At 69.2% G+C, this 26,024-nt stretch carries 23 protein-coding genes; 7 read left to right on the plus strand and 16 right to left on the minus strand.

What is annotated here, in order from left to right; translation table 11 throughout:
- The first annotated feature begins 22 nt into the window (after positions 1–22).
- Positions 23–772, plus strand: a complete 750-nt coding sequence (locus ACV7NO_RS16700) for an SDR family NAD(P)-dependent oxidoreductase (protein ID WP_463407080.1) — start codon at positions 23–25, stop codon at positions 770–772.
- A 117-nt stretch (positions 773–889) separates the two neighbouring features.
- Here the strand turns inward: ACV7NO_RS16700 and ACV7NO_RS16705 are convergent, their stop codons facing one another.
- The 7 genes from ACV7NO_RS16705 to glmM all read right to left on the minus strand — a co-directional run bounded on the left by ACV7NO_RS16705 (position 890) and on the right by glmM (position 8,028).
- Positions 890–1,774, minus strand: coding sequence for a bestrophin family protein (locus ACV7NO_RS16705; protein WP_463407081.1), 885 nt, complete (start codon positions 1,772–1,774; stop codon positions 890–892).
- A gap of 293 nt (positions 1,775–2,067) precedes the next feature.
- Positions 2,068–3,129 (minus strand): dihydropteroate synthase, encoded by a 1,062-nt coding sequence (gene folP, locus ACV7NO_RS16710; protein WP_463407082.1) that lies wholly within the window; start codon positions 3,127–3,129, stop codon positions 2,068–2,070.
- A 128-nt stretch (positions 3,130–3,257) separates the two neighbouring features.
- Complete coding sequence (locus tag ACV7NO_RS16715) at positions 3,258–4,406, minus strand: DNA methyltransferase (RefSeq protein WP_463407083.1); 1,149 nt, start codon at positions 4,404–4,406, stop codon at positions 3,258–3,260.
- Positions 4,407–4,583: 177 nt separating this feature from the next.
- Positions 4,584–5,216, minus strand: a complete 633-nt coding sequence (locus ACV7NO_RS16720; RefSeq protein WP_463407084.1) for a ribonuclease HII — start codon at positions 5,214–5,216, stop codon at positions 4,584–4,586.
- Complete coding sequence (locus ACV7NO_RS16725) at positions 5,216–6,454, minus strand: bifunctional hydroxymethylpyrimidine kinase/phosphomethylpyrimidine kinase (RefSeq protein ID WP_463407085.1); 1,239 nt, start codon at positions 6,452–6,454, stop codon at positions 5,216–5,218. Before ACV7NO_RS16725 ends, ACV7NO_RS16720 begins: the two co-directional genes overlap by 1 nt.
- Positions 6,455–6,462: 8 nt before the next feature.
- Positions 6,463–6,687, minus strand: coding sequence for a DUF1272 domain-containing protein (locus ACV7NO_RS16730; protein ID WP_463407086.1), 225 nt, complete (start codon positions 6,685–6,687; stop codon positions 6,463–6,465).
- Complete coding sequence (gene glmM / locus ACV7NO_RS16735; protein ID WP_463407087.1) at positions 6,688–8,028, minus strand: phosphoglucosamine mutase; 1,341 nt, start codon at positions 8,026–8,028, stop codon at positions 6,688–6,690.
- A gap of 71 nt (positions 8,029–8,099) precedes the next feature.
- On the opposite strand from glmM, the gene ACV7NO_RS16740 reads away from it, so the two are divergent.
- On the plus strand, positions 8,100–9,344 hold the full coding sequence (locus tag ACV7NO_RS16740; protein ID WP_463407088.1) for a dicarboxylate/amino acid:cation symporter: 1,245 nt from the start codon (positions 8,100–8,102) through the stop codon (positions 9,342–9,344).
- Positions 9,345–9,575: 231 nt separating this feature from the next.
- Positions 9,576–10,568, plus strand: coding sequence for an aldo/keto reductase (locus ACV7NO_RS16745; protein WP_463407089.1), 993 nt, complete (start codon positions 9,576–9,578; stop codon positions 10,566–10,568).
- A 166-nt stretch (positions 10,569–10,734) separates the two neighbouring features.
- Here ACV7NO_RS16745 and ACV7NO_RS16750 read toward each other — a convergent pair whose 3' ends face one another.
- Positions 10,735–12,339 (minus strand): peptide MFS transporter, encoded by a 1,605-nt coding sequence (locus ACV7NO_RS16750; protein WP_463407090.1) that lies wholly within the window; start codon positions 12,337–12,339, stop codon positions 10,735–10,737.
- 248 nt (positions 12,340–12,587) lie between these two features.
- Here ACV7NO_RS16750 and ACV7NO_RS16755 point away from each other — a divergent pair, with 248 nt between their 5' ends.
- Genes ACV7NO_RS16755 through ACV7NO_RS16765 form a run of 3 tightly spaced genes read left to right on the plus strand, consistent with a single transcriptional unit; the run spans position 12,588 to position 14,075 of the window.
- Entirely contained in the window at positions 12,588–13,166 is a 579-nt protein-coding gene (locus tag ACV7NO_RS16755; RefSeq protein ID WP_463407091.1) for a nitroreductase family protein, read from the plus strand.
- Positions 13,167–13,204: 38 nt separating this feature from the next.
- A complete protein-coding gene (locus ACV7NO_RS16760) occupies positions 13,205–13,555 on the plus strand; it encodes a GntR family transcriptional regulator (protein ID WP_463407092.1) in 351 nt (116 codons plus the stop codon).
- 34 nt (positions 13,556–13,589) lie between these two features.
- Positions 13,590–14,075 (plus strand): hypothetical protein, encoded by a 486-nt coding sequence (locus ACV7NO_RS16765; protein ID WP_463407093.1) that lies wholly within the window; start codon positions 13,590–13,592, stop codon positions 14,073–14,075.
- A gap of 60 nt (positions 14,076–14,135) precedes the next feature.
- On the opposite strand, the gene ACV7NO_RS16770 is transcribed toward ACV7NO_RS16765, so the two are convergent.
- Positions 14,136–14,957 carry an arylamine N-acetyltransferase family protein gene (locus ACV7NO_RS16770; protein WP_463407094.1) on the minus strand — a complete coding sequence of 274 codons (822 nt, stop codon included), beginning with the start codon at positions 14,955–14,957 and terminating at the stop codon, positions 14,136–14,138.
- A 176-nt stretch (positions 14,958–15,133) separates the two neighbouring features.
- Positions 15,134–16,846 carry an acyl-CoA dehydrogenase gene (locus tag ACV7NO_RS16775; RefSeq protein WP_463407095.1) on the minus strand — a complete coding sequence of 571 codons (1,713 nt, stop codon included), beginning with the start codon at positions 16,844–16,846 and terminating at the stop codon, positions 15,134–15,136.
- A gap of 37 nt (positions 16,847–16,883) precedes the next feature.
- On the opposite strand from ACV7NO_RS16775, the gene ACV7NO_RS16780 reads away from it, so the two are divergent.
- Entirely contained in the window at positions 16,884–17,852 is a 969-nt protein-coding gene (locus ACV7NO_RS16780; protein WP_463407096.1) for an L-threonylcarbamoyladenylate synthase, read from the plus strand.
- Between the two features lie 136 nt (positions 17,853–17,988).
- On the opposite strand, the gene ACV7NO_RS16785 is transcribed toward ACV7NO_RS16780, so the two are convergent.
- From ACV7NO_RS16785 to ACV7NO_RS16810, 6 genes are all read right to left on the minus strand, one after another.
- On the minus strand, positions 17,989–18,360 hold the full coding sequence (locus ACV7NO_RS16785) for a tRNA-binding protein (RefSeq protein ID WP_463407097.1): 372 nt from the start codon (positions 18,358–18,360) through the stop codon (positions 17,989–17,991).
- 1 nt (position 18,361) lies between these two features.
- Positions 18,362–19,036, minus strand: a complete 675-nt coding sequence (locus tag ACV7NO_RS16790; RefSeq protein WP_463407098.1) for a glutathione S-transferase family protein — start codon at positions 19,034–19,036, stop codon at positions 18,362–18,364.
- Positions 19,037–19,219: 183 nt separating this feature from the next.
- Entirely contained in the window at positions 19,220–23,752 is a 4,533-nt protein-coding gene (gltB, locus tag ACV7NO_RS16795) for a glutamate synthase large subunit (protein ID WP_463407099.1), read from the minus strand.
- Positions 23,749–24,228 (minus strand): hypothetical protein, encoded by a 480-nt coding sequence (locus tag ACV7NO_RS16800; RefSeq protein WP_463407100.1) that lies wholly within the window; start codon positions 24,226–24,228, stop codon positions 23,749–23,751. Before ACV7NO_RS16800 ends, gltB begins: the two co-directional genes overlap by 4 nt.
- Positions 24,225–24,521 carry a hypothetical protein gene (locus ACV7NO_RS16805; protein ID WP_463407101.1) on the minus strand — a complete coding sequence of 99 codons (297 nt, stop codon included), beginning with the start codon at positions 24,519–24,521 and terminating at the stop codon, positions 24,225–24,227. Before ACV7NO_RS16805 ends, ACV7NO_RS16800 begins: the two co-directional genes overlap by 4 nt.
- Entirely contained in the window at positions 24,518–25,975 is a 1,458-nt protein-coding gene (locus tag ACV7NO_RS16810; RefSeq protein WP_463407102.1) for an NAD(P)-dependent oxidoreductase, read from the minus strand. The genes ACV7NO_RS16805 and ACV7NO_RS16810 overlap by 4 nt, the downstream gene beginning before the upstream one ends.
- Positions 25,976–26,024: the final 49 nt, after the last annotated feature.

Below are 26,024 nucleotides of genomic sequence, written 5' to 3' on the forward strand. Positions count from 1 at the left end.
AGCAACCGCGTAGAAACGCCCCATGCTCCCCTTTCACAACCGAACCGCGCTCGTCACCGGCGCCGCCTCCGGCATCGGCCTCGCCACGGCGCGGCACCTCGCCGCGCACGGGGCCCACCGCCTGATCCTCGTCGACATCGACGCCGCCGCGCTCGCGCGCATCGACCTGCCGTGCACGCTCGACCTGCTCCCCGGCGACATCCGCGACGAGGCGTTCTGGGACGAGGCCGCCCCCCGCCTCGCCGGGCTCGACCACGCGGTCCTCAACGCTGGCGTCGCGGGCGCGGGTACGATCGCGGACCTCGCGCTCGACGAGTGGCGCCGCATCCTCTCGGTCAACCTCGACGGCGCATTCCTCACGCTGCGCGCCGCACTCCGCGCGATGACCGACGGCGGCAGCATCGTCACCGTCGCCTCCGCCGCCGGGATCAAGCCCGAAGCCGGCGTCGCCGCCTATGGCGCGTCGAAGGCCGCGTTGATCCACCTGACGAAGGTCGCCGCGAAGGAGGCCGCCCCGCGCCGCATCCGCGTCAACGCGATCGCCCCCGCAGGCGTCGAAACCCCGGTGTGGGACGCGGTCCCGATGTTCGCCGATCGTGCCGCGCAGGTCGGCCGAGACGCCGCCTTCGCCGAACTCGCCGCCATGGCGACCCCGCTCGCGCGCTACGCCAAGCCCGAGGAGATCGCCGCGCAGACCGCGTTCCTGCTGTCCGACGCCGCCGCACTCGTCACCGGCGCCACCCTCGTCACCGACGGCGGCTACACGCTTTAGGATCGCCCGCCGATCCATTCGTTTCGAGCGAAGTCGAGAAACGCCGCGCCGGTCATACGTTTCTCGACTTCGCTCGAAACGAACGGAAACCGACGATGAACCGCCGATAATCAGCCCTCACCACAACACCCCCTTCACCGGCTGCAACGGAGCGGGCGCCTCGTCGCCGATCGCCTGCAACAGGTCGATCTCGATCGTCCGGCACATCGCGGACAGCGACACGTCGTGCACCGTGTTCGCGAACGGATCGACCAGGTCGTCGCCGATCTGGAGCACCGCCAGGAACATCAGCCCCGCCACCGTCGATCCCAGCGGCGTCGCGAACCCCAGCGATTCGACCAGCCCGATCGGCAGCAGGATGCAGAACAGATGCGTGAACAGCGTCGGGAAGAACCGGTACTGGTTGGGCAACGGCGTGTTCTTCAGCCGCTCCATCCCGCCCTGCGCATTCGCGATATCGACCAGCACGCGCTCGAACGACGCCTGCTGGATCGTGTCGATCCACCCGTTCTGCCGCGCCAGGTCGATCCGTCGCCCCGTGCCGTCGACGATCCCGTTGGCGATGTTGGTCCGCGCCAGCGCGAAGTCCGCCTCGCCCTTCGACAGGAAGCGCAGCACCTCGCCGTCCGCGGGCTGGCGCCGCAGCTGGCAGCGCAGCGCGTTCACATAGGCCACCTGCCGCAGCACGATCGACCGCTTCATGTCGAGCGCCTCGGGCTGCTGGAGATAGTTGCGCGTGGCGCGCGCCAGGCTGCGCGAGGCGTTGATCATCGATCCCCACAGGATCCGCCCCTCCCACCAGCGCTGATAGGCGGAATTGTCCCGAAACCCCAGGAACAGCGCCAGCGCGGAGCCGAACAGCGTCAGCGGCAGCGACGGCGCCTTGAACGGCAGGATGAAGTAGACGAGCGTGACGATGCAGTCCCATACGAACAGCACGAGAAGCGGCTTCCACACCTCGCGGACGATCGTGCTCAGGCGCGGAACGGCGTCGACAATCACGTAAGGGCTCCCATCGGTGTCACGCCCGGCCCAACGTTACCGAGCCGGAATGGATGCGTGGCGATCGCCACAAGACAGGTCTTTCGACGCCTTCACACTGCCGGGACGACGGCCTGTCCAGCAATGATCGGGTGCAACGCGACCGTCCGGGTTCGAGAGGTCCGGCTTTGGATCCGTTCGTTTCGAGCCCTTCGACCGCCTGCCACGGCAGGCGCTCAGGACAGGCCGAGGTCGAGAAACGAACGGAGAAGGGAGCCGGCCGACCTGACGCCGGCATGTTCCATATGCCGATCCTACCGCGCCACCAGTGCCGCATCCCGCAGGCCGCGCCACACCCGCACCGCCTGCACCGTCTCCGCCACGTCGTGCACCCGCAGCAGCTGCACGCCCGCCTCGACGCCCTTCAATGCCAGCGCGATCGATCCCGCCAGCCGCGCGTCCGCGGGTGCCTCGTTCGACAGCGCACCGATCATCCGCTTGCGGCTCGCCCCCAGCATGATCGGGCAGCCGAGCCCATGGAACAGCGGCAGCGCGTTCAGGATCGCAAGATTGTCACCCAGCGTCTTGCCGAACCCGATGCCCGGATCGACCAGGATCCGCGACCGTTCCACTCCGCCCGCCACCACCGCGTCGATCCGCGCCGCCAGCCAGTCGAACACCGCGCCCGCCACGTCGCCATACTGCCCGCCGCCCGCATGCGGCCCCGCCTTCGGGTCGGGCGAGTGCATCAGGATCACCGGGCACCCCGCCGCCGCCACCACCGCCAGCGCGCGATCGTCCCACAGCAGCGCGGAGACGTCGTTGACGATCTGCGCCCCTGCCGTCAGCGCCGCCTCCATCACGGCCGCCTTGCGCGTATCGATCGAGACGATCGCGCCCGACGCCACCAGCCGTTCGACGACCGGCACGACGCGCTCGATCTCGTCGCCCTCCCAAACCAGCGCCGCACCCGGCCGCGTCGATTCCCCCCCGACATCGACGATCGCCGCCCCCTCCGCCGCCAGCGCGACGCCCGCGGATGCGGCGGCTGCGGCATCGTCATGGTGCGCGCCGCCATCGGAAAAGCTGTCCGGCGTCACGTTCAGGATCCCCGCGACCGCCGCCTGATCGAACCGCAGCGTCCGCGCGCCCAGCACCAGCGGCGTCCGCGGAGCGGTCACACGCGCATGCACCGCCATCGCCTGCGCACCCAGCGAAGCGACCTCAGCCACCGGCACCGTCCGCCGCGCGCCGCCCTCGCGCACCTCATAGGCCGCGAACCACTGCATCCCCCCCGCCAGCCGAGCGACCGCGCCGTCGGCGTGCGTGACGGGGGTGTCGACGAATTGCGTGGGTTTCAGGTGAAGACCGGTCAAAAGCTCATCCGTTCGTTTCGAGCGAAGTCGAGAAACGCTAAGACCGGTTCACGTTTCTCGACCTCGGCCTGTCCTGAGCGCCTGCCGTGGCAGGCAGTCGAAGGGCTCGAAACGAACGGCACCTTTGGTCAAGGCTGCGTCGCCAGCAGATACGTCTGCCGCAGCGTATCGATCGGCCGCAGCCCGTCCGCCGCGTCATGGTGCCAGAAGGTCCACCCGTTGCACGCGGGCGCCGCCTGCAACGCCGCGCCCAGCTTGTGGATCGATCCCGTCTGCCCGCACTCGCTCAGCAGCGATCCGTCCGCGCGCACCGTCGCGCGCCACCGCCGCTTCGCATCGCTCAGCACCGCGCCCGGCGTCAGGTAACCGTTCTCGACCAGCACCCCGAACGCCACCTTGGGCTGCGCCCGCGGCGACTGCATCGTCGCCAGCGCGGATTCGTCGAGCGGCAGTGCGGCCGCGATCCGCTCTTCCGCCGCCGCGATATACACGCCCTCGCGCTCGATGCCGATCCAGCGCCGTCCCAGCCGCTTGGCCACCGCGCCCGTCGTCCCCGTCCCGAAGAACGGATCGAGCACCACGTCGCCGGGTTTCGTGCACGCCAGCAGCACGCGGTACAGCAGCGCCTCGGGCTTTTGCGTGGGGTGTACCTTGTGCCCGTCCTTCTTCAGCCGCTCCTGCCCGCCGCAGATCGGGAATTCCCAGTCGCTGCGCATCTGGATCTCGTCGTTCAGCGTCTTCATGCTGCGATAGTTGAAGGTGTATTTCGCCTTCTCCGCGGTCGATGCCCAGATCAGCGTCTCGTGCGCATTGGTGAAGCGCGTGCCCTTGAAATTGGGCATCGGGTTGGCTTTCCGCCACACGATGTCGTTCAGGATCCAGAACCCCAGGTCCTGGATCGCGGAGCCCACCTTGAAGATGTTGTGATAGCTGCCGATCACCCAGATCGTGCCGTCGTCCTTCAGCACGCGCCTCGCCTCCGCCAGCCACGCGCGCGTGAACGCGTCGTAGATGGCCAGGCTGTCGAACTTGTCCCAGTCGTCGGTCACCGCGTCGACATGGCTGCCGTCGGGCCGGTTCAGGTCGCCGCCGAGCTGGAGGTTGTACGGCGGGTCCGCGAAGATCATGTCGACGGACTTGGCGGGCAACGCGCGCATCGCCGCGATGCAGTCGCCACGCAGGATCGTGTCGAGCGGCAGGGTCGAGGGGTCCACCACCGGAGCCGGGGCGGGCGCCCGCGTCGCGCGCTTCGGCGCGAGAATGTCGATAACGGCCATGCAGTCCCCCGGGTATCCAGGACGCGAAAATGCGGATGACGGCGACTCCGTCAAGAAAACAATGGTTAACCAGTTTCGTGGAGATCCGGTTAATGTCGCCGAAACGAGTCGCCGCATCCACATCTTGAGTCCCGCCGCGCGCGCGGACTCAACCGCTAGGGGTGTGGCGGCGACGACTCAGTTCGTCGCAACCGCCCCGGCCAGCCGCCGATACGCCTCCGCGACCGGCGAAAAGCTGCGCCGATGGAGCGGCGTCGGCCCATGCTCGCGCAGCGCACGCAGGTGGTGCGCGCAGCCATAGCCCTTGTTCGAATGCCAGTTATACGCCGGATATGCGTCCGCCGCCGCGATCATGATACCGTCGCGGGTGTGCTTGGCGACGATCGAGGCCGCCGCGATCGACAGCGATTTCGCGTCCCCGCCGACGATCGGCGTCCCCGCATAGCCCCAGCGCGGCAGCCGGTTCCCGTCCACCAGCACATGCCCCGGCGCGCACCCGAGCGCGCCGGACAGCTGGTCCACCGCCAACGTCATCGCCTTCATCGTCGCCCAGTAGATGTTGAGCGCATCGATCTCCTCCGGCTCGACGATCCCGACGCCGACGATCGCGCAGTCCTTCAGCCGCGCGCACAGCCGCTCGCGCTCCGCCGCGGACAGTTTCTTCGAATCGTCGATCCCGCGCGGCACGCCCCGTGCCGGCAGGATCACCGCCGCCGCCACCACCGGCCCCGCCAGCGGCCCGCGCCCCGCCTCGTCGACCCCCGCGACGGGGCCGACGCACAGCTTTTCGTGGCGCATCGACGGCCGCATCACGCGATCCGCCAGTCCGGATAGCGCCGCGCCTCGCCCGCACGGTACAGGCACACCGCATTCCCGGCCGGATCGACGCACCGCGCCTCGCGCCACCCCCAGCGCTCGTCGCGCGTATCGCTCACCGCGACACCGCCCGCGCGCAACCGCGCGACGACGCCGTCGAGGTCCCCGCACTCGAAATAGACGACCGGTCCCGCCGGCATCTCGCCCCGCGCCTCGATCGACAGCGTCGTCCCCCCGAGGCTTTCGAACCGCGCGTACCGCGGTGCCGCGTCGACGATCTGCTGCAACCCCAGCAGCGCATAGAAGTCCCGCGACGCGCCATAGTCGTCCGTCGCAACCGTCACCTGATTGCCGACCGGCCCACCCAGGTCGCAATCCAGCCGCACCGCCTGATGCCCCATCGGCCCGTGTCTGCCGCCCAGTCCGGGCGCCTCCCGCAACGCCATCCGCACGAACACCCGCGCCCGCGCCACCGCATCGGCCAGGGCCATCCCGCGCCCCAGCCCCTCCGCGATCGCGCTCGCCAGCGTGCAGCCGGTGCCATGGGTATGTCGCGTCTCGATCCGCGCGTCGCGCCACCGGGTCACCGCGCCGTCCGCCGCGACCAGCCGGTCCTCGATCACGTCGCCCGCGCCGTGCCCGCCCTTCACCAGCACCGCCGCGCCGCTCGCCCGTACCACCGTCTTGCCCCCCAGCGCCGCGAGCTCCGGGAGGTTGGGCGTCACCACGCTCGCCAGCGCCATCAGCCGCCCGAACGCCGCGATCGTCTCCGCATCGGCAAGGATCGAGCCCGAGGTCGCGACCATGACGGGATCGAACACGATCGGAATACCCTGCCCCGTACCCCGGCGAAGGCCGGGGCCCAGTATCGGTGAGGCCGGCGTTGCGTGCGCCTCGTCGTCCAACGCCACTGGACCCCGGCCTTCGCCGGGGTACGGTTCGGTCAGACCTTCCAGCACGTCCGCCACCGCATGCGCCGTCTCCGCGGACCCGATCATCCCGATCTTGACCGCATCCACGCCGATATCGTCGATGCACGCGCGCATCTGCGCCACCACGACATCCGCCGGCACCGCATGCACCGCATGCACCCCCAGCGTGTTCTGCGCGGTGATCGCGGTCACTGCGGTCATCGCGTGGCCGCCCAGCATCGTGACGGTCTTGATATCCGCCTGGATCCCCGCCCCGCCCCCGGAATCGGAGCCCGCGACGATCAATATCCGCGCCGTCATCCCCGGAATCACCCTGCGAACCGCCGCTCGCCGGATGCCGGGGATTTCTTTAGCGCCGCCCCCACCCGCGTCGGCCGGTCGAGCAGTTCGCCCCCGCAATTCGGGCATCGCTCGTCGAGATCGTCCGCGCACTCCGCGCAGAAGGTGCATTCGAACGAGCAGATGAACGCACCCCCCGCATTCGCGGGCAGGTCCGCGCCGCAGCGCTCGCAATCGGGCCGCATCTCCAGCATCTACGCGGCCGCCGTCTGTACTGCGTCGCAGATCCGGTCGACCACGCGCGTCACCTGCGCGGCGTCGTCCCCTTCCGCCATCACGCGGATGACGGGTTCGGTCCCCGATGGACGGATCACGAGCCGCCCGATCCCCTTCAGCTCCGCCTCGGCCTCCGCGATCACCGCCTTCACCGCCGCCGTCTCCAGGGGCTTGCCGCCCGCGAACCGCACGTTCTTCAGGAGCTGCGGCAGCGGCTCGAACCGGTGGAGCACCTCGCTCGCCGGCGCGCCCGCGCGCTTCAGCTCGGCCAGGATCTGCAACCCCGCGACCAGCCCGTCCCCCGTCGTCGCATAGTCCGACAGGATGATGTGCCCGGACTGCTCGCCGCCGACATTATACCCCCGCGCGCGCATCGCCTCCAGCACGTGGCGGTCGCCCACCTTGGTCCGCACCAGCCCCAGCCCCTGCGCCGCCAGATGCCGCTCGAGCCCCAGGTTCGACATCACGGTCGCCACCAGCCCGCCGCCGACGAGCTTCCCGCGCCGCGCGAACCCGGTCGCGATCGTCGCCATCAGCTGGTCGCCATCGACCACCGTCCCCGTCTCGTCGACCACGATCAGCCGGTCCGCATCGCCGTCCAGCGCGATCCCGATCGCCGCCCCGCTCGCCACCACCGTCTCGCTCAGCGTCTGCGGCGCGGTCGATCCGACGCGGTCGTTGATGTTCTTGCCGTTGGGCTCCACCCCGATCGCGACCACCTCCGCGCCCAGTTCCCACAGGGCGGAGGGCGCGACCTGATACGCCGCCCCGTTCGCGCAATCGACCACCACCTTCATGCCGTCGAGCCGCAGATCCTCGGGAAAGGTCGACTTGGCGAAGTGGATGTACCGCCCGCGCGCATCCTCCACGCGCCGCGCGCGCCCGATCTGCTCGGCGGGCGCCAGCGGCACGTCGCCGTCGATCAGCGCCTCGATCGCTTCCTCCGCCTCGTCGCTCAGCTTGTAGCCGTCGGGGCCGAACAGCTTGATCCCGTTGTCCGCGAACGGATTGTGGCTGGCGGAAATCATCACGCCGATGTCCGCGCGCATCGATTGCGTCAGCATCGCGACCGCGGGCGTCGGCATCGGCCCCAGCAGCACCACGTCCATCCCCACCGCGGTGAACCCCGCGACCATCGCGTTCTCGAGCATATAGCCCGACAGCCGCGTGTCCTTGCCGATCACCACGCGGTGCCGGTGGTCGCCGCGCTGGAAATACGCGCCCGCCGCCATGCCCACCTTCATCGCCATCGCCGCGGTCATCGCGCCCGCGTTCGTCCGCCCGCGAATCCCGTCGGTGCCGAAATATTTCCTTGCCATCGTGGCCGCGCTCCGTTCCGCTATGTCCCGCCTGATAGTCCCGCCTCCAGCCAAGAGCCAAGCCCAACCGCATGTCGCAAGCCTCCCGCATCCTCCTTTCGCTCGTGATCGGTCTCACCGGCGGGATCGCGCTCGCCGCGTTCGCACCCGCCGCGGTCGATCCGGTCGCGCTCGTCGCGCAGCCGATCGGCACCGCGTGGCTCAACTCGCTCCAGATGACGATCGTCCCGCTCGTCGTCTCGCTGCTCGTCACCGGGGTCGCCGCCACCGCGGAGGCCGCGAAGGCGGGCCGGCTCGCGGGCAAGGCGATCGCGCTCTACACCACGATGCTGGCGCTCTCGGCGACCGCGGCGGCGCTGCTGACCCCGCTGTTCCTCGCGATCGCGCCGCTCCCGGCCGAATCCGCCGCCGCGCTCCGTGCCGCGCTCGCGGGCGCGGAAGCGATCCCCGCCGCGCCGCCGCTCGGCCAGTTCTTCGCCGCGATCGTCCCGACGAACATCATCAAGGCCGCCGCGGACAACGCGTTCCTGTCGATCATCATCTTCACGCTCATCTTCGCGTTCGCGATCGCGCGGATCGACGGCGAGGGCCGCCGCCTACTCGTCGCCTTCTTCACCGCGATCCGCGACACGATGCTGGTCGTCATCGGCTGGATCCTGTGGATCGCGCCGATCGGCGTCTTCGCGCTCGCGCTCGTCGTCGGGGCGAAGGCGGGGACGGGCGCGTTCGGCGCGCTGATCCACTACATCCTGACGGTCGCGTCGGTCGGCATCGTCGTGTCGCTGTTCGCCTATCCGGTCGCGGTGTTCGCCGGGCGCACCGGGCTCGCGCGCTATGCCCGCGCCGCGCTCCCCGCGCAGGCGGTCGCGGTCAGCACCCAGTCGTCGCTCGCCTCGCTCCCGGCGATGCTCGAGGGCACGCGCGCGCTCGGCGTGCCCGTCGCGACTTCGGGCGTCACGCTCCCACTCGCGGTCGCGATCTTCCGCTGGACGGGGCCGGCGATGAACCTCGCGGTCGCGATCTACGTCGCCGAGTGGTTCGGCATCCATCTCGGCCCCGCGACGCTCGCGATCGGGGTGATCGTCGCCACGCTCACCTCGCTCGGTTCGGTCAGCCTGCCCGGCACGATCAGCTACGTCAGCGCGATCGCGCCGATCGCGTCCGCCATCGGCGCCCCGATCGCACCGCTCGGCCTGCTGGTGGCGGTCGAGACGATCCCCGACATCGTCCGCACGCTCGGCAACGTCATGATGGACATCGCCACCACCGCCACGCTGGCCCGCCGCGCCGGCATCGCGGACGAGGATGCGAGCTGAGAGAACGCCGCCGGTATACCAAGCCCGTTCGCACTGAGCTTGTCGAAGCCTGTCCTGAGCGCCTGCCTTGGCAGGCAGTCGAAGGGTGCTGCCTTTCTCCTTCTTGGACGCCGCAGGAGGACAGGGCTTCGACAGGCTCAACCCGAACGGGTAGAAGACAAATCGCCCCTCCCCCCGCGCATCCGATCTCCCCATATATTCGGCTTCCCCTCGCGAAGGAGCGCCCCTACGATGAAATACCGCACGCTAGGCGATGGCCTGTCCGTGTCCGCCCTAGGCCTCGGCTGCATGCCGATGGCGGGTGTCGGCCCCAACATGTACGGCGCCGCGACCGAGGACGAGAGCATCGCGACGCTCCACCATGCGATCGAACTCGGCGTCACCTTTTTCGACACTGCGGAAGTCTACGGCCCGCACGTCAACGAGGAACTCGTCGGCCGCGCGATCCGCGCGCGCCGCGACGGCCTCGTGATCGCGACCAAGTTCGGTTTCCGTATCGGCGAGGGTGGCATCCGCGGCACCGACAGCTCGCCGGAAAATGTCCGCAAGGCGTGCGAGGGTTCGCTCAAGCGGCTCGGCATCGACACGATCGACCTGTTCTACCAGCACCGCGTCGATCCCGCGGTTCCGATCGAGGACACCGTCGGTGCGATGGCCGAGCTGGTCCGCGAGGGCAAGGTCCGCCATCTGGGTCTATCGGAGGCGGGCGTCGACACGCTCCGCCGCGCCGCCGCGGTCCATCCGATCGCCGCGCTCCAGTCCGAATATTCGCTCTGGGAACGCGATATCGAGGCGGAGATCCTTCCCGCCTGCCGCGAACTCGGCATCGGCTTCGTCCCCTACAGCCCGCTCGGCCGCGGCTTCCTTACCGGCCAGATCGCGTCGCGCGCCGACCTCCCCGACGGCGACTACCGTCTCAACGACCCGCGCTACTCGGAAGAGAATTTCGCGAAGAACCTCGAGATCGTGGCGGTGGTCAAGGCGATCGCCGACGCGCACCACGCCAGCCCCGCGCAGGTCGCGCTCGCCTGGCTGCTCGCGCAGGGGTCGGATATCGTGCCGATCCCCGGTTCGAAGCGCCGCGTCACGCTAGAAGACAGCATGAAGGCCGCCGACCTGACGCTGTCACCCGACGATCTGACGAAGCTCGACGAAGCCGCCCCCCGCGGCGCCACCGCGGGTCCCCGCTACGGCGAACGCATGATGGCGATGGTCCGGTTGTAACCGGCCGGGGATTCTCCCTTTTGCGGCGAGGCTCACCCCTCGCCCGCACTCTGTTTCATTCGGGTCTGACCAGTTCCACCCGTTCGCCCTGAGCGAAATCGAAGGGCCATGCTTCGATTTCGCTCAGCACGAAGGAATGGCGGTGCAAGCCTGCTCGATACGGAGCCTAGCGCCGCGTCTCTCCGCGCGTATCCAGGCCCGCCGCCGCCGGCTCGCCCAGTTCCGCCTCGCCGGCCATCGCATGGTCCGCGTCGCGCAGCGTATCGAGGTGCATCCACTTCTTCACGATCGGTGACAGTGCCAGCACCGCCACCGCGACTCCGATCGTCCACCAGCCGATCGTCGCGTAGATCGCCAGCGTGCCCTCCTTGGTCATCGCGCCGCCCTCGCCGCCGCCGGTCGCTTCGCCGATCTTCCCCGCCACGAAATTGCCGACCGCGGTCATGTAGAACCACGCGCCCATGATGAGGCTCGCCAGGTGCTTGGGCGCCAGCCGGTTCATCGCCGACAGCCCGACGGGCGACAGGCACAGCTCGCCCGTCGTCTGGAAGAAATAGGTCAGGAACACGAAGAACACCGGCGTCGCGATCTCCGGCCCCACCGAACGCGCGCCCCAAACGAAGACGAGGAACGCCAGCCCGACCTGCGCCAGCGCCAGCCCGAACTTTGCCGGCGCGGAGGGCTCGACTCCACGCTTGCCCAGGAACACCCACAAGGCGGCGAAAATCGGCCCCAGCAGCACGATGTAGATCGGGTTGATCGACTGGAACAGCGACGCGGGCACCCCGCCGCGATCGACGAACCGGTCCGTGTAGAGGTTGAGGCTCCCGCCCGCCTGCTCGAACAGCCCCCAGAATACCGGGTTCAACGCGATCAGGAACAGCACCGCGAACATCCGGTCGCGTGCATGCGGCTCCAGCTTGAAACTTTCGAACAGCACGTATCCGAGCAACCCGATGCCGGACACGATCAGCAGCGTCTGGATCACGTCCTGATACTGCACCAGCGCCCAGATCACCGCGATCGAGGCGACCCCGATGCCATAGACCGACCATTCCTTGGACTTCGCCAGCACCCGCGGCGCCTCGCCCTTGCCCAGCAGCAGCGGCTTGCCGAGCACGAACACCACCAGCCCCAGCAGCATGCCCACGCCCGCCGCGCCGAACCCGTACGACCAGCCATAGGTCTCGCCCAGCCAGCCCGCCAGCACCGTCCCGATCGCCGCGCCCACGTTGATGCCGATGTAGAAGATCGTGTACGCGCCGTCGCGACGCACGTCGGTCATCGGGTACAGCTCGCCCACGATCACCGAGACGTTGGCCTTCAGGAAGCCGACGCCGACGATGATGAACGCCAGCGCCAGCCAGAATATGTTGATCGTCGCGTCCGCCTGCCCGCCGTCGCCCTCGAACGCCATCAGCAGGTGGCCCAGCGTCAGCAGCGCCGCGCCGAACGTCACCGCCTTGCGCTGCCCCAGATAGCGGTCCGCCAGATACCCGCCCAGCACCGGGGTGACATAGACCAGCGAGGTGTACGCGCCATAGATCAGGTTGGCCTTGCCGTCGCTGAACATCCAGTGCTTCGTCAGGTAGAAGATCAGCAGCGCGCGCATGCCGTAATAGGAGAACCGCTCCCACATCTCGGTGAAGAACAGGATGTAGAGCCCCTTGGGATGCCCGAAGACCTCCGGGCTCTTCGTCGTCGCGGCATACGCCCCGCCCCCCAGCAGCAGCGCCAGGAACGCGAACGCGATCGTCGGAATGATGGGCAAAAGATACGCTCCCTGAAGACCATGCCGGGTCGTGCGCCCGGACTTCGTTGCGGCGGAGACTAACGCCAACGCCGCGCGTGTAAATGCCCGCCACACCCGAGATCCTCCCCTGCAAGGGGAGGGGGACCACCCGCAGGGTGGTGGAGGGGTGTCGCCCTCTCGATGGCGCGACACCCTCCATCGCTTCGCGCCACCACCCTATCGAGGGGAGGATCGCAATAGTCCGGGATCCGCCCTACCTGTCCCGCATGTTCAACGACCGCTCCACCCCGCTCGCGCTCCTCGCCACCCGCCGCTCGGGCAAGCCGCGCGACCTCGTCGCGCCCGGCCCGACCGCCGCCGAGCTCGACGCGATCCTCGCGATCGCCGCGCGCACTCCCGATCACGGCAAGCTCGCCCCGTGGCGCTTCGTCATCGTCGACGCGCACGCCCGCGCCGATCTCGCACGCGTCATCACCGACGCGTACCGCGCCGAGCGCCCCGAGGCGAAGCGGCTGGAGATCGAATCGCTCGAACAGTTCGCGCATCAGGCCCCGACGCTCGTCGTCGTCCTCGCCAGTCCGAAGCCCGACAGCCACATCCCGCTCTGGGAACAGGAGCTGTCCGCGGGTGCGGCGTGCATGAACCTGCTCCACGCCGCGCACGCCTGCGGCTATGCCGGCGGCTGGCTCACCGGTTGGCCCGCGTTCAGCGATGCGGTGCGCGACGCGTTCGGCGCCGAGCCGGAACGGATCGCGGGCTTCGTCTTCCTCGGCACCCCATCGCGCCCGCTCGACGAACGCCCCCGCCCGGACATGGCACGCGTCGTCAGCCACTGGCGCGCATAGGGACTCGACGCGGGACACAGTTGCTGTAGTATAACGGCATGACAGCGCTCAGCAGCGAGGACAGTCCCGTCTACATCCGCCTCCGCGGCACGATCGCCGCGGGCATCCTGCGCGGCGATTTCCGCGCGGGCGACCAGCTCCCCTCGGTCCGCGCGCTCGCCGCCGAGCACGGCGCGAACCCGCTCACCGTCGCGAAAGCGTATCAGAGCTTCCAGGACGACGGCTATGTCGAGGTCCGCCGCGGCGTCGGCATGTTCGTTCTTCCCGGCGCGGCGGAGAAGCTGCGCCTCGCCGAGCGCGACAGCTTCGTCACCGTCCATTGGCCCCGAATCCGCGCGCATATCGACCTGCTGGGGCTCGACATCGCCGACCTGATGGAACGCGCCTGAACCTTTCGCGCCGCCTGATTCGTTGGACCCGATGATGATCCGCTCCTTCACTCTCGCCGCCACCTGCCTCGCGCTCGCCGCCTGCGGCCCGACACCCTCCGCGCCCGACACCGCCGCGACGCCCAGGCCATCGCCGACCCCGTCCGCCACGCCCCCGCCCGCGTCACTCGCCCGCTATGCCGGCCACTATCCGTTCGACCGCGTCGACGGCCAGCGCTTCCTCGATGCCCCCGCAGTCCGCCGGCAGGTCGAGGCGCTCGCCCCCGACGCCGATGTCGCGCGCACCGTCCTCGCCGGCGATGGGCCATCCACCCCGATCGTGTCGCAGGACGGTCGTCTCCTGTCCTGGGGCTGCGAGGCGCACAATTGCGGCCCGCACAACTGGGCGCTCAGCATCACTCCGGACGGCAAGGCCGCCGCGCTGTGCTACAAACCCGACGACGCCGACGCCCGCTGGTACGGCGGAACACCGGACGGTGCGGACGCGACCACCTGCCCATCGGGCGACGACGCGAACTGAGGCGCGCCTTCACGGTCCGTTGACCCACTCCCCATCCGGATCGCGCCAATCCTCACCCCCTCAGAACAACCCCAGCGCCGCGACCTCCTCCGCCGACAGGTCGATCCCGAACATCAGGCTCAGCCGCATCCGGTACACTCGCGGATCGGTGATCTCGCCCGCGCTCACGTCCGCCCCCGCGCGCCGCCGATACTGCGTGCCCGTCAGCGACGCGAGCCCGTGCGGCAGCACGATGCTGACGATCCGGTGCCGCACGAACCGGCTGGCGGGCGCGGTCGCCGTCCAGTGGCTCGCCAGGGCCAGGTCGGCATCGTGCACCGGCTCCAGCGAGAAGCTGTACTGCGGGTGCAGCCCCGCAGTCGTCGTCCGCCCGTCGGTGCTCGCCGGATCGCCGTCGCGCGACAGCATCCAGCCGAGCGACGGATGCGTCTCCAGCCGGAACCGCGCATCGTCGGGCGCCGACGCCTCCACCCCGTCGATCAGCGGCATCGCGGGCGCATAGCTGCCGCCGAACCCGGTATCCGCGATCCACGCCTGCCCCTCGATCGTGACGAGGCTGAAAGTGTGCGTCAGCGGCGGCACCTCGGCGGGCTCGCCCAGCCACACCCGCGCGAGCAGCGCGCGCGCCTCGAACCCCAGCGCCGCCAGCGCATCGCGGAACAGGCGGTCATGCTCGAAGCAATAGCCCCCGCGCCGCGCGGTCACCAGCTTGGCGAACACCGACGCACTATCGATCGCGATCCCGCGGCCCAGCGCGATGTCGAGGCACTCGAACGGGATCGCGAGCCGGTGTGCCCGCTGGAGCAGGATCAGCCCGTCGGAATCGGCGGCGGGTCGCTCGGCCAGGCCGATGCGCGCGAGATAGGCGTCGAGATCGAACATGAAGCGCCCATACCCCCAATGTCCGTGCCGCTCAAATCCGGGCGAAACCACTAGGGGGCGAAGCCGTACCCCGGCGAAGGCCGGGGCCCAGCCCCAATCAGAAAAACTCGCGCGGCAGCCCGATCGGCCCTGCGGGCCGAGCCTGGACCCCGGCCTGCGCCGGGGTACGGGATATATTACCCCCCGAACGCCTCCGCCGACACCGCATACAACACGCTCGCATCCGCGGACGCCGCCGCCTCCAGCCCCAGCGCCTCGGGCACCACCTGCTCCAGATAGAATCGCACCGCCGCGCGCTTCGCCGTGCCGAACGGATCGTCCCCCGCCGCGCGCCCCTCGCGCTCCATCAGCCAGCCGCACGCCGCCACCGACAGCATCGTCAGGAACGGATAGCTCGCCGCCAGCCGGTCGTCCGCATCCGCGGTCGCCAGCCGCCGCCCGACGCCCTCGCACGCGTCGATCAGCGCGATCAGCCGCTGATGCTCCGCCTCGCCGCGCATGTCCGCGACGAGCGCAGCGAACGCCCCGCCATTCGCCAGCCCCAGCTTGCGCCCGACCAGATCCGCCGCCTGGATGCCGTTGGTCCCCTCGTAGATCGGCGTGATCCGCGCATCGCGGAAGAACTGCGCCGCCCCCGTCTCCTCGATATAGCCCATCCCGCCATGCACTTGGATGCCCAGCGACGCGACCTCATTGCCCAGGTCGGTCCCGTGCGCCTTCGCCAGCGGCGTCACCAGCTCCAGCCGGTCCTTCGCAGAGTCGTCCCCCAGCCCCGCACGATCGACCTGCCCTGCGGCGTAATAGACCAGCGCACGCGCCGCCTGCGTCTGCGCGGTCATCCGCATCAGCATCCGCCGCACGTCGGGATGCTCGATGATCGCGACCGGCGTCTTGTCCGCCGATCCCGCGCGCGCCGACTGCACCCGCTCCTTCGCATAGCGGATCGCCGCCTGCGTCGCGCCTTCCGCGACCTGCACGCCCTGAAGCCCCACGTTCAGCCGCGCATTGTTCATCATCGTGAACATCGCGCGCATCCCGCCATGTTCGCGCCCGATCAGTTCGCCGATGCAGTCGTCATGGTCGCCGAAGCTCAGCACGCAGGTCGGCGAGGCGTGCAGCCCCATCTTGTGCTCGATCGACACCACCCGCACGTCGTTGAAGTCGCCCGGCTTTCCGTCCGCGTCCAGCCGGTACTTCGGCACCAGGAACAGCGAAATCCCGCGCGTCCCCTCGGGCGCGCCCGGCGTCCGCGCGAGTACGAGGTGGACGATGTTCTCCGCCATGTCGTGATCGCCGAACGAGATGTAGATCTTCGTGCCCTTGATCGAGAACCGCCCGTCCCCCAGCGGCGTCGCCATGCTCCGCAGCGCGCCGACGTCGCTCCCCGCCTGCGGCTCGGTCAGGTTCATCGTCCCCGTCCACGCCCCCGTCGCCAGATGCGGCAGGTACAGCGCCTGCTGCTCGGGGCTGCCATGATGCGCCAGCGCCTCGATCGCGCCCACCGTCAGCGTCGGGCACAGCGCGAACCCCATGTTCGCCGCGCCCAGCGCCTCCAGCACCGCGGTCTGGATCGCGAAAGGCAGCCCCTGCCCGCCCCACGCCTCCTCGACCCCGATCGTCCCCCAGCCGCCATCGACATAGTCGCGATACGCCTGGCGGTATCCGTCGGGCATCACCACGCCCTCGGCGGTCCATGTCGCGCCCACCGTGTCGCCCGCGCGCGCCAGCGGCGCCCATTCCCCGCCCGCGAAGTCGCCGACCCCCTCCAGCACCGCGTCGACCACGTCGTCGCTCGCCGCCGCGAACCGCTCGGTCGCGGCGAGCTCGCCGATACGCACGACATGCTCCAGCACGAAACGCTGCTCCGGCGTGGGGGCGGTGAAGGCCATTTCTCTCTCCTCGTTCACGCCGCTATAGCCGCTCGCGATGACCGCTCAACACCCAGCCATCCGACGCTACGGCACCGCCGCGATCGCCGAGGCCGCCGCGCTGATCCGCGCGGGCGGCATCGTCGCGGTGCCGACCGAGACGGTCTACGGCCTCGCCGCCGACGCCACCGATTCGCACGCGGTCGCGCGGATCTACGCCGCGAAGGGCCGCCCGTCGTTCAACCCGCTGATCGTCCACATCCTCGATGTCGCCGCCGCCGAATGCCTCGCGACGTTCGACGCCGATGCACGCGCGCTCGCCGCCCGCTTCTGGCCCGGCCCGCTCACGCTCGTCCTGCCGCTCCGCGCCGACAGCGGCATCGCGTCGCTCGTCACCGCCGGGCTCGACACGATCGCGATCCGCGTCCCCGCGCATCGGGCGATGCGCGCGCTGCTCGAAGCGACGCAGCGCCCCCTCGCCGCCCCGTCCGCCAACGCCAGCAACGCCATAAGCCCGACCCGCGCCGAGCACGTCGCTGCCAGCCTAGGCGACCGCGTCCCGCTCATATTGGACGACGGCGCTTGCGAGGCGGGCCTCGAGTCGACGATCGTGCAAGGCCGGACGATCCTGCGCCCCGGCCCGATCCCGTACGAAGCGCTATTCCCCGGTGAAGCCTGTCCTGAGCGTCTGCCTCTGGCAGGCATCCGAAGGGGCCGGGGGCCAGTCCCGACCAGCTCGAAGATCACCGCCCCCGGCCAGCAAGCGACCCATTATGCGCCCGCCAAACCCCTCCGCCTGAACGCCACCGACGCCGCCGGCGACGAATGGCTGATCGGCTTCGGCCCCGTTCCCGGCGACGACACCCTTTCCGCCACCGGCGACCTCACCGAAGCCGCCGCCACCCTCTTCGCCGCGCTCCACCGCGCCGACGCGTCGCCCCGCGCAAGGATCGCGATCGCGCCGATCCCCGCGACCGGCATCGGCGAGGCGATCATGGACCGGCTACAGAGAGCCGCGCATCGCTGACTTGAGAGAGGGCACGCGCTTCCCCATCCGCTCGCACTGAGCGTGTCGAAGTGCTGCCCTTCTTCTGCCAACCGCTCAATCGAGAAGACCGGTGCTTCGACAGGCTCAGCAAGAACGGGGGTGGATCATCGCCTGCTCAGAACAACCGCCCCCCGTCCGGCACCGCCAGCGTCGGCGACACCAGCACCACCCGCCCGTCCGCATCGGGGAACCCCAGCGTCAGCACCTCCGACATCATCGGCCCGATCTGCCGCGGCGGGAAGTTCACGACCGCCGCGACCTGCCGCCCGACCAGCGTCGCCGCGTCGTAATGCTCGGTGATCTGCGCCGACGATCGCTTGCGCCCGATCACGTCGCCGAAATCGATCGTCAGCTTCCACGCCGGCTTGCGCGCCTCGGGAAACGGATCGACCGCGACGATCGTGCCGACGCGGATGTCGACCTTCAGGAAATCGTCGAACCCGATCGTCTCCGCGATCGGCGCGGCATCGTCATGCGTCATGTGCATCTCAGAAGTCGGGATTCGCATAATGCGACGGCGGCTCGATCCCGCTCATCCGCTCGGTCTCCAGCATCGGGCGGAAGCTGCGCCGGCTCTTGAACCCGCGATACCAGCGCGCGGTCGCCTCGTGCCCCTTCCAGTCGATCCCGCCCAGATAGTCCGCGATCGAGATCTGCGCGGCGGCGGCCAGATCGGCCAGGCTGATCGTCGCGCCCGCCATCCAGTGGCGATGGTCGAGCAGCCAGTCGAGATAGTCGAGATGCCCGATCGCGGAGCGCATCGCCTCGCGCAGCACCTTCGCATCGGGCGAGGAGCGGTGCACCACGCGTTTGACCATCCGCTCGTGAAGCAGCGGCCCCGTCACGTCGCGGTGGAACTGATTGTCGAACCACGCGACCAGCCGGCGGATCTCGGCGCGATTGGCGGCGCTGCCGTTAATCATCGCCGCCTTCTCGACCGTCTCCTCGAAATACTCGCAGATCGCCATTGAATCGATCAGCAGCGTCCCGCGCGTCGCGTCGACCATCACCGGGGTCTGCCCCGCCGGATTCATGTCGACGAACTCGTCGCGTCGCTCCCACGGCTTCTCCGCGACCAACTCGTAGCCGACGTCCTTCTCGTTAAGCAGCAGGCGAACCTTGCGCGAGAAGGGACACAGGGTGAACTGGTGAAGCTGCCACATGCCCCCTGTTACGGCGCACCGGCGCGCGACGGAAGCGGGTTTGCGACAGTCAGATCCTCCCCGGCACGGGGAGGTAGCGCGAAGCGACGGAGGGGGCACGCCACGAACGCTGTCGCTTGAGGAAGCCCCCCTCCGTCAGGCTGACGCCTGACACCTCCCCTTCCAGGAGAGGATTTAGTCACCTCACTCCGCCGCGACCGGCTCCACCTCGTCCGAGAGCGGATGCGCCAGCCGCGTCAGCATTTCCTTGGGCACCACCTGCCAGAAATCGCCCGCCACCCGATCCCAGTCCTCGAGCAGCGCGCGCGACCATTTGCTGTCGGTCGCGTCGGCGTGCTCGCGCACCAGACCCTGCAACAGCTCCGCCCAGTGCAGCGTCGCGACGCGCTGCCACACGATGCTGTCCGGGTTCGCGCGCTTGGCGAACAGCGCATCGGGATCGTAGACGAACGCCATTCCCCCGGTCATCCCCGCGCCGAAATTCTGGCCCACCTTGCCCAGAACCACCGCTACGCCGCCGGTCATGTATTCGCATCCGTTCGCGCCGCAGCCCTCGACCACCACGGTCGCGCCCGAATTGCGCACCGCGAACCGCTCTCCCGCCTGCCCAGCCGCCAGCAGCTTGCCGCTGGTCGCGCCGTACAGCACGGTGTTGCCGACGATCGTGTTGTCCTGGCTCGCCAGCGGCGACGACACCGCCGGGCGCACGATGATCTCGCCCCCAGACAGCCCCTTGCCGACATAGTCGTTCGAATCGCCGAACACCTCCAGCCGGATCCCCTTGCACAGGAACGCGCCCAGCGACTGCCCCGCAGAGCCGCGCAGCCGGATCGTGACGTGCCCGTCGTTCAGCTTCGACATGCCGAACTTGCGCGTGATCTCGCTCGACAGCCGCGTGCCGACCGCGCGGTGCGTGTTGCGCACGCTGTACGTCAGCTGCATCTTCTCCCCGCGCGAGAACACCGCCGCGGCATCCTTGATGATCTGCGCGTCGAGGCTGTCGGGCACCTCGTTGCGGAACGTCGTCAGGCTGAACCGCCGCTCGGCATCGCTCGCGTCGACCTTCGCCAGCACCGGGTTCAGGTCGAGATCGTCGAGATGCTCCGCCCCGCGGCTCACCTGCCGCAACAGCTCGGTCCGTCCGATGATCTCGTCGAGGCTGCGCACGCCCAGCCTGGCGAGGATGTCGCGCACTTCCTCGGCGATGAACGTCATCAGGTTGATGACCTTCTCGGGCGTGCCGACGAACTTCTCGCGCAGCGCGGGGTCCTGCGTGCACACGCCCACCGGGCAGGTGTTCGAATGGCACTGGCGCACCATGATGCACCCCATCGCGACCAGGCTCAGCGTCCCGATCCCGAACTCCTCCGCACCCAGGATCGCCGCGATCACGATGTCGCGCCCGGTCTTCAGCCCGCCATCGGTGCGCAGCTTCACCCGCCCGCGAAGGCCGTTGAGCGTCAGCACCTGGTTGACCTCGCTCAGCCCCATTTCCCACGGCGTGCCGGCGTACTTGATCGAGGTCTGCGGGCTCGCGGCCGTCCCGCCGACATGCCCCGCGACCAGGATGACGTCGGCATGGGCCTTCGCCACGCCCGCCGCGACCGTCCCGATGCCTGCCGACGAGACGAGCTTCACGCACACCCGCGCGGTCGGGTTGATCTGCTTGCAGTCGTAGATGAGCTGGGCGAGATCCTCGATCGAATAGATGTCGTGATGCGGCGGCGGGCTGATGAGCGTCACCCCCGGTGTCGCATGGCGCAGCCTGGCGATGAACTCGGTCACCTTGAAGCCGGGCAGCTGTCCGCCCTCGCCGGGCTTGGCGCCCTGCGCGACCTTGATCTCGATCTCCTCGCACGCGTTCAGATACTCCGCGGTCACGCCGAAGCGCCCGCTCGCGATCTGCTTCACCCCCGAATTGGCGTTGTCGCCATTGGCGTAGGGCACATAGCGCTTGCTATCCTCGCCGCCCTCGCCCGACACCGCCTTCGCGCCGATCCGGTTCATCGCGATCGCCAGCGTCTCGTGCGCCTCCGGCCCCAGCGCGCCGAGCGACATGCCCGGCGTCACGAACCGCTTGCGGATCTCGGTGATCGCCTCGACCTGGTCGACGGGCACGCCCTCCGCCGGATAGTTGAACTGGAGCAGGTCGCGCAGGTAGATCGGCGGCAGGTCCGCCACCCCGCGCGAGAATTGCAGGTAGCTCGAATAGCTGTCGGTCGACACCGCGGTCTGCAACAGGTGCATCAACTGCGCCGAATAGGCATGCGGCTCCCCGCCGTTGCGCTGGCGATAGAAGCCGCCGATCGGCAGCCGTGCGACTGCCTCGTCATACGCCATGTCGTGCCGGTCGCTCGCGTTGATGTGGAGCGAGGCATAGCCCTCGCCCGAGATCTTGGCGGGCATGCCGGGGAACAGGTCGTTGACGAGGCTGCGGCTCAGGCCCACCGCCTCGAAATTATACCCGCCGCGATAGCTGGAGATCACCGCGATCCCCATCTTCGACATGATCTTGAGCAGCCCTTCCTCGACCGCGATCCGATGCCGCTTGAGGCACTCCTCGATCGCCATCGTGCCGAACAGCCCGCGCGCGTGCCGGTCCGCGATCGCGGCCTCCGCCAGATACGCGTTCACGGTGGTCGCCCCCACGCCGATCAGTACCGCATAATAATGCGTGTCGAGGCATTCCGCGGTCCGCACGTTGACGCTGGCGTAGGAACGCAAGCCCCGCCGGACGAGATGCGTATGCACCGCCGCGGCCGCCAGCACGCCCGGGATCGCGACGCGGTCTACCGAGATATGCTCGTCGGTCAGGAACAGTTCGCTCTTGCCCTCGCGCACCGCCTGCTCGGCCTGGTTGCGGATCCGCTGGATCGCGGCGCGCAGCTTCTCGGGGCCTCCACGATCGCCATTGGCGCCCGCCTCGAACGTGCAGTCGATCTCCGCGACGCTCGCGCCGAAATACGCCTTCAGACGCGCCCAGTGCTCGCCCGTCAGCACCGGCGAATCGAGCACCAGCACGCGCTCGCGCCGATCCTCGGTGTCGAGGATATTGGCGAGGTTGCCGAAACGCGTCCGCAGCGACATCACATAGCGTTCGCGCAAGCTGTCGATCGGCGGGTTCGTCACCTGCGAGAAATTCTGCCGGAAGAACTGGCTGATGAGCCGGGGCTTGTCGGAAATCACCGCCAGCGGCGTGTCGTCGCCCATCGAGCCGACGGCTTCCTTGCCGGTCTCGACCATCGGCGACAGGATCAGCTCCATGTCCTCCAGCGTCTGCCCCGCCGCGACCTGCCGCCGCGCCAGCTCGGCGCGATCGTAGCGCACCACCGCATCCTCGACCTTGGGAAGGTCGGCGAGCGTCTGGAACGCGCCGGTCATCGCGGCATAGTCCTGCTCGCCCGCGATCCGGTCCTTCACGTCGCGGTCGTACAGCAGCACGCCGTCCTTCAGGTCGACCGCGATCATCTGCCCCGGCCCCAGCCGGCCCTTGGCGACGATCGTGCTCTCGGGCACCACGACCATCCCGCTTTCCGACCCGACGATCAGCAGCCCGTCCGCAGTCAGCGTATAGCGCAGCGGACGCAGCGCGTTGCGGTCCATCCCCGCCACCGCCCATCGCCCGTCCGTCATCGCCAGCGCGGCTGGGCCGTCCCACGGCTCCATGACGGAGGCGAGATACTGGTACATCGCGGCGTGCGTCGGCGGGGTGTCGCCGTCCTCCAGCAAGGCCTCGGGCACCAGCATCAGCTTGGCGGTCGGCGCGTCGCGGCCGGAGCGACAAATGGCCTCGAACACCGCGTCGAGCGCGGCGGTATCGCTCGCACCAGCCGGGATCACCGGCTTGATGTCCTCCGAATTGTCCCCGAACGCCAGGCTCGCCATCCGGATCTCGTGGCTGAGCATCCAGTTCTTGTTGCCGCGGATCGTGTTGATCTCGCCGTTGTGCGCCAGCGTGCGGAAGGGTTGCGCGAGCCACCACTGCGGAAAGGTGTTGGTCGAATAGCGCTGGTGGAAGATCGCGACCCGGCTCTCGAAGCGCTTGTCCGTCAGGTCCGGGTAGAACACCGACAGGCTCTCGGCGAGGAACAGCCCCTTGTAGACGATCGACCGGCAGCTGAGCGAACAGATGTAGAAGCCCTGGATCTGCGCCGCGATCACGCGCTTCTCGATCCGCCGGCGGACGAGATACAGCGTCTTCTCGAACTCGTCGGCGTCCTGATCTTCGGGCAGCGGCCCTGCGATCATGATCTGCTCGATCTCGGGCCGCGTCGCCTGCGCCTTCTGCCCGATCACCGAGACGTTCACCGGCACCTGTCGCCAGCCATAGATGGTATAGCCCGCCTCGATGATCGCGCTCTCGACGATCGTCCGGCAGCTCTCCTGCGCGCCCAGATCGGTGCGCGGCAGGAAGATCTGCCCCACCGCCAGCCGGTTCGGCATCACCTTGTGCCCGCCCGCCGCGATCGCATCGTCGAAGAACCGCGCAGGCAGGTCGATATGGATTCCCGCGCCGTCGCCGGTCTTGCCGTCCGCATCGACCGCGCCGCGATGCCACACCGCCTTCAGCGCATCGATCGCACTCTGCACGACCCGGCGCGAGGCGGTGCCGTCGGTCGCCGCGACCAGCCCGACGCCGCACGCGTCGCCCTCGAATTCGGGGCGGTACATGCCATGCTCGGCGAGACGGTCACGCTGGTCGGTGGTTGCGGTCATGACAGATGGCCTTCCGAACGAAGCAGATTGAGGGTGGTGCGCGTACCGTCGATAAGCGTCGGCAGATCGGCCCAGGCGCGGTTCGCACGCTGCGCCTGGGCGACCGGATTGGTCGGATATTCGTGCGCCAGCAGGTTGCGGGTCGCGCCCAGTTCGATCCAGCGATCGGCCATTGGTCCGCCAATCGCCTCGATGCGCCGGAACTGGTTCCGCGCCGACAGGCCCGCGATCGTCTCGCCCGACAGGAAGAGCAGTCCGCGGAACAGTTTTCGCGTCGTCATGTCGTACAGCTGATCGAACATCCTCAGCAATGCATGCAGCCTCTCGCGACGATCGTCGTCCCAGTCGGCGATAACGGAGCCTTCGACGGGCAACCACCCCGCCATCCGCGCCATCAACCGTTCGAGATGCGCCGCGACCGCTCCCGCGGCCTGCGCCGCCTCGGTCGTTGCCTCAAGGACCTCGTCGCGCGTCACAGGCGGACCCCGTCGCGCAACGCCGCGCGGTCGATCCATCGCGGCGTCGCGCCCCGCGCCGCAACCACCACGTCGATCTGCGGCTCGTCGAGCATCTTCCAGACCAGCGCGCGGAACCGGATTTCGTGATCGAGATCGGCACAAGCCTCCCTCGCCTCGATATGCAGGTCGATATCGCCCCCTCGCAGGCTGTCGTCCACCCGGCTGCCGAACAGGCGCACGACCGCATCCGCGCCGAAGGCTTCCGCCGCCGCCGCCTTGATCGCATCCACCTCTCCGGCACTCAACCTCACGCCGCCTGCCTTCCCGCCGCCGCCTTCGCCTTGAGATGCTTGTGCATCTGCGCGGACACGTCGCGGCCGTCGCGGATCGCCCACACCACCAGCGAGGCCCCGCGCACGATGTCCCCCGCCGCGAACACGCCGTCCAGGCTCGTCATCAGCGTCTTGCCGTCGACCAGCACGGTGCCCCAGCGCGTCACACCCAGTTCGGGCGCGCCGAACAGCCGCGGCAACTCCTCCGCGTCGAAGCCCAGCGCCTTGATGACCAGATCGGCGTCCATCGTCTCGCCCGCGCCCGGATCGATCTCGGGCGCACGCCGCCCGCTGGCGTCAGGGCTGCCGAGGCGCATCCGGTTGACGCGTACCGCAGTCACCCGCTCCAATCCCCCATTTTCTGCGGAGGCGAACCCCTGCGGCGCGGACAGCCATGCGAACTCGGCGCCCTCCTCCTCGGCATTCGCCACCTCGCGTTGCGATCCCGGCATGTTCGCGCGGTCGCGACGATAGAGGCACTTCACGCTGGTCGCGCCCTGCCGGATGGCGGTGCGCACGCAGTCCATCGCGGTGTCGCCGCCACCGATCACGACGACGGCCTTGCCTTCGGCGTTGAGCGAGCCGTCCTCGAACGCAGGCACGATATCGCCGAAGCCCTTGCGATTCGACGCGGTCAGGAAATCGAGCGCCTCGACCACGCCGTGCGCGCCCGCATTCTCGACGTCGATCGCGCGCGCCTTGTACACGCCCGTAGCGATCAGCACGGCGTCGTGGCGCTGGCGCAGTTCGTCGAGCGTCGCGTCGACCCCGACCGAAAATCCTTCGTGGAACACGATCCCGCCCGCCTTCAGCCGATCGACGCGGCGCATCACGACGGGCTTCTCCAGCTTGAAGCCCGGAATGCCGTATGTCAGCAGTCCGCCCGCACGATCGTGGCGATCATAGACGTGAACCTCATAGCCATAGCCGCGCAGATATTCCGCCGCGCTCAGCCCCGCCGGCCCAGCGCCGATCACGCCCACCGACTGCCCCCGCGCCGGCCCGGCGACGAGCGGTTCGACCCAGCCTTCTTCCCAGGCGGTATCGGTGATGAACTTCTCCACCGACCCGATCGTCACCGCGCCGTGGCCCGAGAACTCGATCACGCAATTGCCCTCGCACAGGCGGTCCTGCGGGCAGATCCGCCCGCAGATCTCGGGCATCGTCGAGGTCGCGTTCGACAGCTCGTACGCTTCACGCAGCCGCCCCTCGGCCGTCAGCCGGAGCCAGTCCGGGATATGATTGTGAAGCGGGCAATGCACCGAGCAATAGGGTACGCCGCACTGCGAACAGCGCGACGCCTGGTCCTCCGCGGGCTGGACGGCATAGCGCTCGGCGATCTCGCGGAAATCCTCCGCGCGCGCCTCCGCGGCACGCTTGGCCGGATAAGCCTGCGCGGTCCCCACGAACTTCAGCATCGAATCAGCAGCCATGTGCGCCCTCCGACCGCCGCTTTAGCGACGGTGGGAAGGCACGTCCAGA

It is taken from the genome of Sphingomonas sp. Ell38C01 (genome assembly GCF_055231975.1).